At 61.3% G+C, this 13,114-nt stretch carries 11 protein-coding genes; 6 read left to right on the forward strand and 5 right to left on the reverse strand.

Annotated elements, in window-relative coordinates; genetic code table 11:
* Positions 1-327: 327 nt before the first annotated feature.
* From mnmE to rpmH, 5 genes are all read right to left on the reverse strand, one after another.
* Complete coding sequence (gene mnmE, locus P0Y43_RS22395) at positions 328-1,698, reverse strand: tRNA uridine-5-carboxymethylaminomethyl(34) synthesis GTPase MnmE (RefSeq protein WP_275639446.1); 1,371 nt, start codon at positions 1,696-1,698, stop codon at positions 328-330.
* 85 nt (positions 1,699-1,783) lie between these two features.
* Positions 1,784-3,466 (reverse strand): membrane protein insertase YidC, encoded by a 1,683-nt coding sequence (yidC, locus tag P0Y43_RS22400; protein WP_275639447.1) that lies wholly within the window; start codon positions 3,464-3,466, stop codon positions 1,784-1,786.
* A gap of 2 nt (positions 3,467-3,468) precedes the next feature.
* Entirely contained in the window at positions 3,469-3,714 is a 246-nt protein-coding gene (gene yidD, locus P0Y43_RS22405) for a membrane protein insertion efficiency factor YidD (RefSeq protein WP_275639448.1), read from the reverse strand.
* Complete coding sequence (rnpA, locus tag P0Y43_RS22410) at positions 3,707-4,111, reverse strand: ribonuclease P protein component (RefSeq protein WP_275639570.1); 405 nt, start codon at positions 4,109-4,111, stop codon at positions 3,707-3,709. Before rnpA ends, yidD begins: the two co-directional genes overlap by 8 nt.
* A 13-nt stretch (positions 4,112-4,124) precedes the next feature.
* Positions 4,125-4,259 (reverse strand): 50S ribosomal protein L34, encoded by a 135-nt coding sequence (gene rpmH, locus P0Y43_RS22415; RefSeq protein WP_003253163.1) that lies wholly within the window; start codon positions 4,257-4,259, stop codon positions 4,125-4,127.
* Positions 4,260-4,841: 582 nt separating this feature from the next.
* Here rpmH and dnaA point away from each other — a divergent pair.
* From dnaA to P0Y43_RS22445, 6 genes are all read left to right on the forward strand, one after another.
* Positions 4,842-6,377 (forward strand): chromosomal replication initiator protein DnaA, encoded by a 1,536-nt coding sequence (dnaA, locus tag P0Y43_RS22420; protein WP_275639449.1) that lies wholly within the window; start codon positions 4,842-4,844, stop codon positions 6,375-6,377.
* Positions 6,378-6,417: 40 nt separating this feature from the next.
* A complete protein-coding gene (gene dnaN / locus P0Y43_RS22425; protein ID WP_275639450.1) occupies positions 6,418-7,521 on the forward strand; it encodes a DNA polymerase III subunit beta in 1,104 nt (367 codons plus the stop codon).
* A 15-nt stretch (positions 7,522-7,536) separates the two neighbouring features.
* Entirely contained in the window at positions 7,537-8,640 is a 1,104-nt protein-coding gene (recF, locus tag P0Y43_RS22430) for a DNA replication/repair protein RecF (protein ID WP_275639451.1), read from the forward strand.
* 4 nt (positions 8,641-8,644) lie between these two features.
* Positions 8,645-11,065, forward strand: a complete 2,421-nt coding sequence (gyrB, locus tag P0Y43_RS22435; RefSeq protein ID WP_275639452.1) for a DNA topoisomerase (ATP-hydrolyzing) subunit B — start codon at positions 8,645-8,647, stop codon at positions 11,063-11,065.
* A 343-nt stretch (positions 11,066-11,408) separates the two neighbouring features.
* The gene (locus tag P0Y43_RS22440; RefSeq protein WP_275639453.1) at positions 11,409-12,224 is read left to right on the forward strand and encodes a hypothetical protein; all 816 of its coding nucleotides are present in this window, start codon (positions 11,409-11,411) and stop codon (positions 12,222-12,224) included.
* Positions 12,221-13,105: a hypothetical protein gene (locus tag P0Y43_RS22445; RefSeq protein ID WP_275639454.1), complete on the forward strand. Its 885-nt coding sequence runs from the start codon at positions 12,221-12,223 to the stop codon at positions 13,103-13,105. The genes P0Y43_RS22440 and P0Y43_RS22445 overlap by 4 nt, the downstream gene beginning before the upstream one ends.
* The last annotated feature ends 9 nt before the right edge of the window (positions 13,106-13,114 follow it).

A 13,114-nucleotide genomic window follows, 5' to 3' on the forward strand; every position in this document is an offset into this window, starting at 1 on the left:
AGGAATTCATAACCCTGTACCAAAGTAGGCCTGAGGCCTCTGGATAACGTCCTTTAGCCTGTGGATTAAATCATTGGTTACCCACAGGCGGGTTTATCCTCAACAAAAAAGGCCATTTATCAACGGAGCTGAAGCGGGGTTTTCCACAGGGCACAGGCGAGCGTCATCGGGCCTGTTGATGAAAATCAAAGGCCGACGCATACAGGAAAAATCTTTCAGATCGCCCAACGGCTCCCTGTGGGAGCGGGGTTGCCCCGCGATAGGGCCGGAACGGGCACCCTCACGACCCGCCTGGAGCCGTGAAGGCAGGTTCCCTAAGGAAGGGGGCTACTTGCCAATGCAGAAGCTGGAGAAGATCCGCCCCAGCAGGTCATCCGAGCTGAACGCCCCGGTAATCTCGCCAAGGGCTTGCTGGGCCTGGCGCAAGTCTTCCGCCAGCAACTCCCCGGCCCCCGCCAGGGTCAGTTGCGCATGCCCGTGATCCAGGTGATCGCAGGCCAGGCGCAACGCCTCCAGGTGCCGCCGTCGCGCGCTGAAGCTGCTCTCGGCGGTCTGTTCATAACCCATGCAGGCCTTGAGGTGATCGCGCAACAGGTCCAGCCCGGTATCGTCGTGCTTGGCGCTCAGGGTAAGCGTCACATGGCCATCTTCACACTGCTCCATTCCCACGGCCTCGCCACTGAGGTCGGCCTTGTTGCGAATCAGCGTGACCTTGGCCGGGTCCGGTCGCTGGTCGAGGAATTCCGGCCACAGGGCGAACGGGTCGCTGGCCTCGGGGGCGGTGGAGTCGACCACCAGCAGCACGCGGTCCGCCTCGCCAATGGCCTTCAGCGCGCGTTCCACGCCGATCTTTTCCACATGGTCATCGGTGTCGCGCAGTCCTGCGGTGTCAACGACGTGCAGCGGCATGCCATCGATGTGGATATGTTCGCGCAGTATGTCCCGGGTGGTGCCGGCGATATCGGTGACAATCGCCGCCTCGCGCCCAGCCAGCTGGTTGAGCAGGCTGGACTTGCCGGCGTTTGGCCGACCAGCGATCACCACGGTCATGCCATCACGCAGCAACGCACCCTGCCCGGCTTCGCGTTGCACTGTGGACAACTCTGTCCGTACCGCCTCGAGCATTTGCAGCACGTGGCCATCAGCGAGGAAGTCGATTTCCTCCTCCGGGAAGTCGATCGCCGCCTCGACGTAGATGCGCAAGGCGATCAGCGACTCGGTGAGCCCATGCACACGCTTGGAGAACGCGCCTTGTAGCGAGCGCAAGGCATTGCGCGCAGCCTGGGTCGAGCTGGCTTCGATCAGGTCGGCGATGGCCTCGGCCTGGGCCAGGTCGAGCTTGTCGTTGAGAAACGCCCGCTCGCTGAATTCGCCTGGACGCGCCAGGCGGCAGCCCAGTTGCAGGCAGCGTTGCAGGAGCATGTCCATGACCACTGGGCCGCCATGGCCTTGCAGTTCCAGCACATCTTCGCCGGTGAACGAGTTCGGGCCGGGGAAGAACAGCGCGATGCCTTCGTCCAGGACCAGCCCGTCAGCGTCGCGGAACGGCCCGTAATGGGCATGCCGCGGCGTCAGCGTGCGCCCGGTGATGGCCTGCCCGGCCTGGCTGGCCAGCGGCCCGGACAACCTGACGATGCCGACGCCCCCGCGACCCTGGGCGGTGGCAATGGCGGCGATGGTTTCACGCACAGTGTTCATGCTCGAAGCCTCTACGACGAAATACACAGATAGCAAAAACGCCCCCGAGGGGGCGTTTTTATTCACAGGCTAGCGCAGCAGCCCGTCAAGCGGCAGCTTTCTTGGTCGCTGCCTCGATGCTGCGGGTGATGTACCACTGCTGTGCGATCGACAGGCAGTTGTTCACAACCCAGTACAGCACCAGACCAGCCGGGAACCACAGGAAGAAGAAGGTGAAGATGATCGGCATCATTTTCATCACCTTGGCCTGCATCGGATCCGGCGGGGTCGGGTTCAGGCGCTGCTGGATGAACATGGTGGCGCCCATGATGATCGGCAGGATGAAGAACGGATCCTTGATCGACAGGTCGGTAATCCACAGCATCCAAGGCGCCTGGCGCATCTCGACGCTTTCCAGCAGCACCCAGTACAGGGCCAGGAACACCGGCATCTGCACCAGGATCGGCAGGCAGCCGCCCAGCGGGTTGATCTTCTCTTTCTTGTACAGCTCCATCATCGCCTGGGACATCTTCTGGCGATCGTCACCGAAGCGTTCCTTGAGCTGGGCAAGCTTCGGCGCCACGGCACGCATGCGCGCCATCGAACGATAGCTGGCGGCCGAGAGCGGGAAGAACAGGCCCTTGATGAGCATGGTCAGGACGATGATCGACCAGCCCCAGTTGCTCAGCAGGCTGTGGATATGTTGCAGCAGCCAGAAGATCGGCTGGGCGATGAACCACAGGAAACCGTAGTCGACGGTCAGCTCCAGGCCTGGGGACAACTCCTTGAGCTTGGACTGAATCTTCGGGCCGGCGTACAGCATGGCGCTGGTCTCGGCCTTGCCGCCGGCAGGCACGTTCAGCGCCGGGCCGGTGTAGCCGATGATGTAGTTGCCCTGGCTGTCCTTGCGGGTCTGCACGGCGTTGTTGTCCGACTTGGCCGGAATCCATGCGGTCACGAAGTAGTGCTGCAGCCAGGCTACCCAACCGCCGGTCACATTTTCTTTCAAACTACCTTTGTCGATGTCCTTCATCGACACCTTCTTGTACGGCTCCGCAGTTGTCCACAGGGCAGCACCCAGGTAGGTGGCCGTGCCGGTCGCGGTGCTCGAAGAAGGATCGGAGCTGGCGTCACGCTTGAGCTGGGCAAACATGTTGCCGGTCCAGGCCTGCGCGCTCTGGTTGTCGATCAGGTAGCTGACGGTCAGGTCGTACTCACCGCGCTTGAGGCTGAAGCGCTTGATGTAGTTGACGCCGGCGTCGCTGAACTTCAGGTCGACCACCAGTTGTTCCTGGCCGTCGGCCAGCTGGTAGCTCTTCTGCTCGGCGGCATACAGCGGGCGTCCCGTGGAACGGGCGTCCGGGCCGTTGGTGCCGGTCAGGCCGCTCTGGGCCAGGTAGGTGCGCTCGCCGCCATTGTCGAACAGCTGGAAGGCGATGTCCGGGTGGTCCTGGCGACGCGGGTACTGGGGCAGGGTCAGCTGGACGATGTCGCCGCCGACCGGGTCGATAGCCAGGTCCAGGACATCGGTCTTGACCCGGATCAGGTCCTTGCTGACGGCAACCAGCGCGATTTCGGCAGGGCTGGACTCGGCGTTGGCGCTCGGCACATCGGCGCTGGCGCCGGTATTGCCTGCAGGCACGGTGTCCGGCAGGGCCGGGGCAACGTTGCTGGCAGCGGCATTCTGAGTCGGCAGGGCTGCCTGACCGTAGTCCTGGTTCCATTTCAGGACCAGTACGTAGGACACGATTGCCAGGGCGACGATCAGGATCGTGCGTTTAATATCCATGATTACTCGGCTATCGAAGAAGTTCGGGAGGAAGGAGCAGGTGGAACGGGGTCGTAACCGCCGTGGTTCCACGGATGACAACGCCCCAGGCGACGAACGGCCAGCCACCCACCACGCAAGAGGCCATGGTTTTCGATGGCTTCGTAGGCGTAGCAGGAGCAAGAAGGGTAGAAACGACAGTGACTGGCCATCAGAGGACTAATGGCGTAACGGTAAAACTGGATCGGAACGAGTGCCAGTTTACGCATCGTGACTGTCTACCCCTGCGGATTCGGCATTGACCGCTGGAGAGGGCCGACTGCGGGCCAGGCGCTTCCAGAGTTTGCCAAAGTGTTGGTGCAATTCTGGGTTTTCTACCTCGCCCAACCCCTTGCGCGCGACGATCACGATATCCAGGCCAGCGAGCATCTGCTGGTTCTGGCGAAAGGAATCGCGCATCAGGCGTTTCAGGCGATTGCGTTGAACGGCGAGCTTGACGCTCTTCTTGCCGATCACCAAGCCGAGGCGCGGATGATCGAGGCCGTTCTCGCGGGCAAGGATAAGCAGGTTTTTCCCTGGAACCTTGCCGGTTGGGGAGTCGAAGACCGCTTTGAAATGTCGGGGTGTAAGCAGTCGCTTGTCCCGACTGAAGTCCTGACTCACCACCTGTGCCGAAAAATCAAATTGCCAGACGCTTACGGCCTTTGGCACGACGACGCGACAGAACAGCGCGGCCGTTCTTGGTGGCCATACGGGCACGGAAACCGTGGGTGCGCGCGCGCTTGATGGTGCTTGGTTGGAAAGTACGTTTCATGGCGTGTTACCTGGGTTGTCGACAACGGGCCGGGATGGCCCCCTTTTTAAGAGACCGGCGATTCTAGAGAAAGCAAGCCGATAGGTCAATTTCCAACCAACGATCCTTATAGGAAGGCAGACCGGCGATCACTGTCCTGTCGGTGGCTGAGCAGATTGACACTGAAGCTCAAAAATTGAAAAAAAAGAAATCCATATAGAAAGCTTTTCTGAAGAACTTATAGATCTTAAGTGGATAACCTTCTGTGGATAACCTCAACGAGCCCTTATTTCATGGGCTGTACAGAGATTCAAAACCTTGTCGGTAACGCGTGCTGCGGCTGTGCCGGACATGCGCGTAACCTGTGGATCGAATAGCTATTTATCCACAGGAGGATTATCCACAGGGCTCAGGGGTGGGTTGTGCATAGCCCTCACGGGGCGTTATCCACAGGGCTTATTCACAATGGTGTGGTGCCATTTATGCCGCTAAATGACTGATTTACGGCGATTCAACTGCCCGCGATATGTGGATAAGTGACCGCTCGCCCGGTACAATGGCGGTTTGTTTTGCCTCATCCGGCTTTCAACTCAGGGGATATCCGTGTCAGTGGAACTTTGGCAGCAGTGCGTGGAGCTTCTGCGCGATGAACTGCCTGCCCAGCAATTCAACACCTGGATCCGTCCGCTACAGGTCGAAGCCGAAGGCGACGAGTTGCGCGTCTATGCGCCCAACCGCTTCGTTCTCGATTGGGTCAATGAAAAGTACCTGGGTCGCCTGCTGGAACTGCTGGGGGAGCAAGGCAATGGCCTGGCCCCCGCCCTTTCCCTGTTGATTGGCAGCCGTCGCAGCTCCGCACCGCGTGCTGCGCCGAACGCGCCTGTGAGCGCCGCCGTGGCCGCGTCTCTGGCCCAGAGCCAGGCACAGAAGGCCACACAGGTGATCCCGGCCAGCGAGCCGGCGGCCGTAGCCACTGCCGTGGTGCCGGAGCAGGCAGTCGAGCCGGAAACCGCACCTTCCCACGATGGTTTCGACGCCATGGGTGAAGCTGCACCCGCCGCGGGTGCGAGTAGCCGTACCGAGCAGCGCACCGTTCAGGTCGAAGGCGCGCTCAAGCACACCAGCTACCTGAACCGCACCTTCACCTTCGAAACCTTCGTCGAAGGTAAGTCCAACCAGCTGGCCCGCGCGGCGGCCTGGCAGGTGGCGGACAACCCCAAGCATGGCTACAACCCGCTCTTCCTTTATGGTGGCGTGGGCCTGGGTAAGACCCACCTCATGCACGCTGTGGGTAACCATCTGCTGAAGAAGAACCCGAACGCCAAGGTCGTGTACCTGCATTCGGAGCGTTTCGTCGCGGACATGGTCAAGGCGCTGCAACTCAACGCCATCAACGAATTCAAACGCTTCTACCGCTCGGTGGATGCGCTGCTGATCGACGACATCCAGTTCTTCGCCCGCAAGGAGCGCTCCCAGGAAGAGTTCTTCCACACCTTCAACGCACTGCTCGAAGGCGGCCAACAGGTGATTCTCACCAGTGACCGCTACCCGAAGGAGATCGAAGGCCTGGAAGAGCGCCTGAAGTCGCGTTTCGGCTGGGGCCTGACGGTGGCCGTGGAGCCGCCGGAGCTGGAAACCCGTGTGGCGATCCTGATGAAGAAGGCCGACCAGGCCAAGGTCGAGCTGCCGCACGACGCCGCGTTCTTCATCGCCCAACGCATTCGTTCCAACGTGCGTGAACTGGAAGGCGCGCTGAAACGAGTGATCGCCCACTCGCACTTCATGGGCCGCGACATCACCATCGAGCTGATTCGCGAGTCGCTGAAGGACTTGCTGGCGCTGCAAGACAAGCTGGTGAGTGTGGATAACATTCAGCGTACTGTGGCCGAGTACTACAAGATCAAGATCGCCGACCTGTTGTCCAAGCGCCGTTCGCGTTCGGTGGCGCGCCCGCGCCAGGTGGCGATGGCGTTGTCCAAGGAGCTGACCAACCACAGCTTGCCGGAAATCGGCGACATGTTTGGCGGTCGTGACCACACCACCGTGCTGCACGCATGCCGCAAGATCAACGAATTGAAGGAATCCGACGCGGACATCCGCGAGGACTACAAGAACCTGCTGCGGACCCTGACCACCTGAAGGGGGTCGGTGCAGCTTATTGAAGGCAAGGGACTAGACCATGCATTTCACCATTCAACGCGAAGCCCTGTTGAAACCCCTGCAACTGGTCGCCGGCGTCGTCGAGCGCCGCCAGACCTTGCCGGTCCTGTCCAACGTGCTGCTGGTCGTGCAAGGCCAGCAACTGTCGTTGACCGGTACCGACCTGGAAGTCGAGCTGGTTGGCCGCGTGCAACTGGAAGAGCCGGCCGAACCCGGCGAGATCACTGTCCCGGCGCGCAAGCTGATGGACATCTGCAAGAGTCTGCCCAACGACGTGCTGATCGATATCAAGGTCGACGAGCAGAAGCTGCTGGTCAAGGCCGGTCGCAGCCGTTTCACCCTGTCGACCCTGCCGGCCAACGACTTCCCGACCGTGGAAGAAGGCCCAGGCTCGCTGACCTGCAACCTGGAGCAGAGCAAGCTGCGCCGCTTGATCGAGCGCACCAGCTTCGCCATGGCCCAGCAGGACGTGCGCTATTACCTCAACGGCATGCTGCTGGAAGTGTCCACCGACACCCTGCGCGCCGTCGCCACCGACGGTCACCGTTTGGCCCTGTGCGCCATGCAGGCGCCTATCGGCCAGGCCGACCGCCACCAGGTGATCGTGCCGCGCAAGGGTATCCTCGAGCTGGCGCGCCTGCTCACCGACCCGGAGGGCATGGTCAGTATCGTTCTCGGCCAGCATCACATCCGCGCTACCACCGGTGAGTTCACCTTCACCTCCAAGCTGGTGGACGGCAAGTTCCCTGACTACGAGCGCGTGCTGCCCAAGGGCGGTGACAAGCTGGTGATCGGTGATCGCCAGGCACTGCGCGAAGCGTTCAGCCGCACCGCGATCCTTTCCAACGAGAAGTACCGTGGCATTCGCCTGCAACTGGCCAGTGGCCAATTGAAGATCCAGGCCAACAACCCGGAACAGGAAGAAGCGGAAGAAGAAATCAGCGTCGACTACAACGGCGGTTCGTTGGAGATCGGTTTCAACGTCAGCTACCTGCTGGACGTGCTGGGGGTGATGACCACCGAACAGGTTCGCCTGATTCTGTCGGACTCCAACAGCAGTGCCCTGCTGCAGGAAGCCGGCAATGACGACTCCTCCTACGTTGTCATGCCGATGCGTCTGTAACCCGTAGCAGGCCAAATGTCCCTTCGACGTATTTCGGTCACCGCGGTGCGCAACCTGCACCCGGTGACCTTCTCCCCCTCCCCCCGCATCAACATTCTCTACGGCGCCAATGGCAGCGGCAAAACCAGCGTGCTGGAAGCCGTGCACCTGTTGGGGCTGGCGCGGTCGTTTCGCAGCACCCGCCTTACTCCGGTGATCCAATACGAGCAGCCTACCTGCACCGTGTTCGGACAGGTCGAGATGGGTGATGGCGCTACCAGCAACCTGGGAATTTCGCGGGACCGCCAGGGGGAGTTCACCATTCGCATCGACGGCCAGAATGCACGCAGCGCCGCGCAGTTGGCCGAAATGCTACCCCTGCAACTGATCAACCCCGACAGCTTCCGCCTGCTCGAGGGGGCGCCGAAAGTGCGTCGGCAGTTCCTGGATTGGGGCGTGTTCCACGTGGAACCACGGTTCATGGCCACTTGGCAGCGCCTGCAGAAGGCCCTGCGGCAGCGGAACTCGTGGCTTCGACATGGTACACTTGACGCCGCTTCGCAAGCCGCCTGGGACCGGGAGTTATGCCTGGCCAGCGCGGAAATAGATGAATACCGTCGCAACTACATCAAGGCCTTGAAGCCTGTCTTCGAGCGAACCCTGAGCGAACTGGTCGAACTGGACGGGCTGACCCTTAGCTACTACCGGGGCTGGGATAAGGACCGCGAGCTTAATGAAGTCCTCGCCGCCTCTCTCACCCGCGATCAGCAGATGGGGCATACCCAGGCCGGTCCGCAGCGTGCGGACCTGCGCCTTCGGTTAGGCGCAAACAATGCCGCCGATATCTTGTCCCGAGGCCAGCAGAAGTTGGTCGTGTGCGCCCTGCGGATTGCCCAAGGGCACCTCGTCAGCCAGGTTCGCCGCGGCCAATGTATTTATCTGGTGGATGACCTGCCGTCCGAGCTGGACGAGCACCACCGCCGTGCCCTGTGCCGCTTGCTTGAAGAATTACGCTGCCAGGTGTTCATCACCTGTGTAGACCACGAATTACTGAGGGAAGGCTGGCAGACGGATACGCCAGTTGCCTTGTTCCACGTGGAACAAGGCCGTATCACCCAGACCCACGACCATCGGGAGTGAAGGCATGAGCGAAAATCAAACGTACGACTCCTCCAGCATCAAGGTGCTGAAAGGGCTGGATGCCGTACGCAAGCGTCCCGGCATGTACATTGGCGACACCGATGATGGTAGCGGCCTGCACCACATGGTCTTCGAGGTGGTCGACAACTCGATCGACGAAGCCCTCGCCGGGCACTGCGATGACATCACCGTCATCATCCACCCGGACGAATCCATCAGCGTCCGCGACAATGGCCGTGGCATTCCGGTCGACGTGCACAAGGAAGAAGGCGTCTCGGCCGCCGAGGTCATCATGACCGTCCTGCACGCCGGCGGTAAGTTCGATGACAACTCCTACAAAGTTTCCGGCGGTCTGCACGGTGTAGGTGTTTCCGTGGTGAACGCCCTCTCCGAGAAGCTGGTGCTGACCGTTCGCCGCAGCGGCAAGATCTGGGAACAGACCTACGTGCACGGTGTTCCACAGGCGCCGATGGCGGTGGTCGGTGACAGTGAGTCCACCGGTACCCACATTCACTTCAAGCCTTCCGCTGAAACCTTCAAGAACATTCACTTCAGCTGGGACATCCTGGCCAAGCGTATTCGTGAATTGTCGTTCCTCAACTCGGGCGTCGGCATCCTGCTCAAGGACGAACGCTCCGGCAAGGAAGAGTTCTTCAAGTACGAAGGTGGCCTGCGTGCCTTCGTCGAATACCTGAACACCAACAAGACTCCGGTGAACTCCCAGGTGTTCCACTTCAACGTCCAGCGTGACGATGGTGTGGGCGTGGAGGTTGCGTTGCAGTGGAACGACAGCTTCAACGAAAACCTGCTGTGCTTCACCAATAACATCCCGCAGCGTGATGGCGGTACCCACTTGGTGGGCTTCCGCTCCTCGCTGACCCGCAGCCTGAATACCTACATCGAGCAGGAAGGCCTGGCCAAGAAGAACAAGGTCGCCACCACCGGTGACGACGCCCGCGAAGGCCTGACCGCGATCATCTCGGTCAAGGTGCCGGACCCTAAGTTCAGCTCGCAGACCAAGGACAAGCTGGTCTCCTCGGAGGTGAAAACCGCCGTGGAGCAGGAGATGAACAAGTACTTCGCCGACTTCCTGCTGGAAAACCCCAACGAAGCCAAGGCCGTCGTCGGCAAGATGATCGACGCCGCACGCGCTCGTGAAGCCGCGCGCAAGGCCCGAGAAATGACCCGCCGCAAAGGCGCGCTGGACATCGCCGGCTTGCCGGGCAAGCTCGCTGACTGTCAGGAGAAAGACCCTGCCCTCTCCGAACTGTACCTGGTGGAGGGTGACTCCGCAGGTGGCTCGGCCAAGCAGGGCCGTAACCGTCGCACCCAAGCCATCCTGCCGTTGAAGGGCAAGATCCTCAACGTCGAGAAGGCCCGCTTCGACAAGATGATCTCGTCCCAGGAGGTCGGTACGCTGATCACCGCCCTGGGCTGCGGTATCGGTCGCGAAGAGTACAACATCGACAAGCTGCGCTATCACAACATCATCATCATGACCGATGCTGACGTCGACGGTTCGCACATCCGTACCCTGCTGCTGACCTTCTTCTTCCGTCAGTTGCCCGAGTTGGTCGAGCGCGGCTACATCTACATCGCCCAGCCGCCGCTGTACAAGGTGAAGAAAGGCAAGCAGGAGCAGTACATCAAGGACGACGACGCCATGGAGGAATACATGACGCAGTCGGCCCTGGAAGATGCCAGCCTGCACCTGGACGAATCGGCGCCGCCGGTTTCCGGTGTCCAGCTGGAAGCCCTGGTGAATGAGTTCCGTGGCGTGATGAAGACCCTCAAGCGCCTGTCGCGCCTGTACCCGCAGGAGCTGACCGAGCACTTCATCTACCTGCCGGAAGTCACCCTGGAGCAACTGGCCGACCACGCTGTCATGCAAGCCTGGCTGGCCAAGTTCCAAGAGCGCCTGAGCAACAGCCAGAAGTCGGGCCTTGTGTATCAGGCCAGCCTGCGCGAAGACAAAGAGCGCAACGTCTGGCTGCCGGAAGTGGAAGTCACCTCCCATGGCCTGGCCAGCTACGTGACCTTCAACCGCGACTTCTTCGGCAGCAACGACTACCGCACGGTCGTCGCCCTGGGTGCGAAGCTCTCCACCCTGCTCGGTGAAGGTGCCTACGTGCAGCGCGGCGAGCGTCGCAAGGCCGTCATCGAGTTCAAGGAAGCGCTCGACTGGCTGATGAACGAGACCGCCAAGCGCCACACCATCCAGCGCTATAAAGGGCTGGGTGAGATGAACCCGGACCAGCTGTGGGAAACCACTATGGACCCAACCGTGCGCCGCATGCTCAAGGTGACCATCGAGGACGCGATCGCTGCCGACCAGATCTTCAACACCTTGATGGGCGACGCGGTGGAACCCCGCCGCGACTTCATCGAAAGCAACGCGCTCTCGGTTTCGAACCTGGACTTCTGATTTTCCAGGTCTGGCCCTATCGCGGGGCAAGCCCGCGATGAGGTCCACAGCCCCGATCAAAAAAAGCCAAGGCCTAAAACCCTTGGCTTTTTTATTGCCCGCCGCTCTTTGGTTTATTCACAACCGGCCCTGGCAGTCCGTGCAAAGCGAACTAGGCTGAGCAAACCCGAAACGGAAGTCATCAATATGCCAGCATTCGCGCAAGGCCGCGCAGTCGATCCTTTGGCGTGCTTCGTGCCCGCGCCTTCCCTCTCGTGTACCCCCGGTATCCCCTTCGCGCCCTCGGCCTGTATCGCCGAGCGGTCGAGCCTTGTTGTCCAACCCGACGTATCAAGGAGTAGCCATGTGCACCATAGGAGCCGTTTTCAGTGAGGGTCGCCTCAACACCTTCAAGCAGTGCGACCTGATTCCGATCACCCACTTCAACGAACCCGACGTGCGGGCCGGCCGCAACGGTGTCGGCAGCTACGTGGCGATGACGCGCCAGGGCGGGAGGGTCTGGGCAGGGTACAACGACCAAGGCGTCTCGTTCGTCGCCGCCGATGCCTACACCACCACGGCGGCCAATTACTACGCCACCGACGACCAAGTGAACGCGCTGTTCACCGCCTACGAAGACAGCATCAGCAGCTACCGCACCGCGCCCGAGGCTGCCGAAAGCCTGGCCAACTTCTACCGGACCATGGGGGGTAATACGCCCTTCCCCGCGCCGGACATTTCCTTGATCACCGGCTGGGCGGATGCGCAGCGCACGCGCCAGGTGGCGATCTTCATCGAGTACATGCCCACCCCGTTCAACCAGTCGCCGGTACGGCAGATCGTGCGCAGTGATGGCTTCTTCGTATCGACCAACAACTTTCGCCTGCAACCCAACGCGGTGGACTACCCGGCCAACCACAGCACCTACCTGCGCTTGGACCGGGCCGAAAAGATCCTGCAGAACGACCCGACCCTGCGTGGCGTCAAGACACTGCTCAGCGACCAGTACTACGGCCGCACCGAGTTGTCGATTTGCCGCGAGACCGACTACCCCGGCGTCGAATTCCAGACACAGGCCACTGCGCTGTTCACCGCCAGCCGTGATGAGCTGATGTGCGAATACCAGATCAACGGCAACCCCGCCAATAACCCGCTGCGCATCTTTGGAGCCCGGCCATGAAAGTCGACGTCGCCTTCGTCCTGAATGACAACGCCCCCGTGGACCCTCCCGCGCAGGGTTTCGAATATGTCGACCAGGGTAATTACCAGAGCTTCGAGCTGGTCGCGGGTCGGCCGCTCACCTGCTACTCCGACAGCGCCACCTCGTGCATCATCACCGTCGTGGTGGCCAGCCACGGCGATCGCACCACGGCGACTATCGCCCACTTGGACAGCCCAAGCTGCATCAGTGCGTTCTTCACCATCGTCGCTGCGCAGCTGGCCGACAACTACCGCATCTACGCCCAGGGTGCCAACCCGGCGGACAACGACACCTCGAAAGAGAATGCCGAGCAGTTGCGTGTGTGTGTCGACCAGCTGGGCAGCAAGGTGATCGAGGCCAAGTTGTCGCTGCTTCAAGGAGACCCTAACCAGCAAAACCGTGGCGTTTTCGGGCTGAAATTCGACGGCGCTGGCAAGGCGGTCGCCAGCAACCAGCCCTATACCTTGCAGCTGTTCCAGCGCGACCCCACCTGCGGTGGCCAGACCGTGTACTGCATCATGCGTCGCCAGGAGCACCCGCCCCGTCAGATCCGCGATGCCGGCCTGCCCTTCACCCACCAGGAACTGGTGGAACTGGCCTCCATCGCCCTCCAGTTCCGCAAGACCCCCAGCGACCCGTCTACCGCCTTCACCAACATCGTCAACCTGCAAAGCGACGAGATCCGCCAGAACTGGTCGACCACCCCGGCCTACGAAGCGCCGTGGTTCTCCGATCAGCTCAAGCTGGGCGCAGCCTTCGCCATCGCCATGGCGCCGGTGGTCAGCCTCAGCGAACTGCACCTGCGCAAGTCCACCCCGCCGTCCTTCGCGCGCCTGCGCAAGGTCTTGCTGAACCACTGAGCCGAGCAG

It is taken from the genome of Pseudomonas entomophila (assembly GCF_029193575.1).
In the GTDB taxonomy this organism is placed as follows: domain Bacteria; phylum Pseudomonadota; class Gammaproteobacteria; order Pseudomonadales; family Pseudomonadaceae; genus Aquipseudomonas; species Aquipseudomonas entomophila_G.

Bases quoted from the DNA above. Each gene is read 5' to 3' on its own strand.
- mnmE (WP_275639446.1), bottom strand. From the start codon at position 1,698: ATGAACACTGTGCGTGAAACCATCGCCGCCATTGCCACCGCCCAGGGT.
- yidC (WP_275639447.1), bottom strand. From the start codon at position 3,466: ATGGATATTAAACGCACGATCCTGATCGTCGCCCTGGCAATCGTGTCC.
- yidD (WP_275639448.1), bottom strand. From the start codon at position 3,714: ATGCGTAAACTGGCACTCGTTCCGATCCAGTTTTACCGTTACGCCATT.
- rpmH (WP_003253163.1), bottom strand. From the start codon at position 4,259: ATGAAACGTACTTTCCAACCAAGCACCATCAAGCGCGCGCGCACCCAC.
- dnaN (WP_275639450.1), top strand. From the start codon at position 6,418: ATGCATTTCACCATTCAACGCGAAGCCCTGTTGAAACCCCTGCAACTG.
- recF (WP_275639451.1), top strand. From the start codon at position 7,537: ATGTCCCTTCGACGTATTTCGGTCACCGCGGTGCGCAACCTGCACCCG.
- gyrB (WP_275639452.1), top strand. From the start codon at position 8,645: ATGAGCGAAAATCAAACGTACGACTCCTCCAGCATCAAGGTGCTGAAA.
- P0Y43_RS22440 (WP_275639453.1), top strand. From the start codon at position 11,409: ATGTGCACCATAGGAGCCGTTTTCAGTGAGGGTCGCCTCAACACCTTC.
- P0Y43_RS22445 (WP_275639454.1), top strand. From the start codon at position 12,221: ATGAAAGTCGACGTCGCCTTCGTCCTGAATGACAACGCCCCCGTGGAC.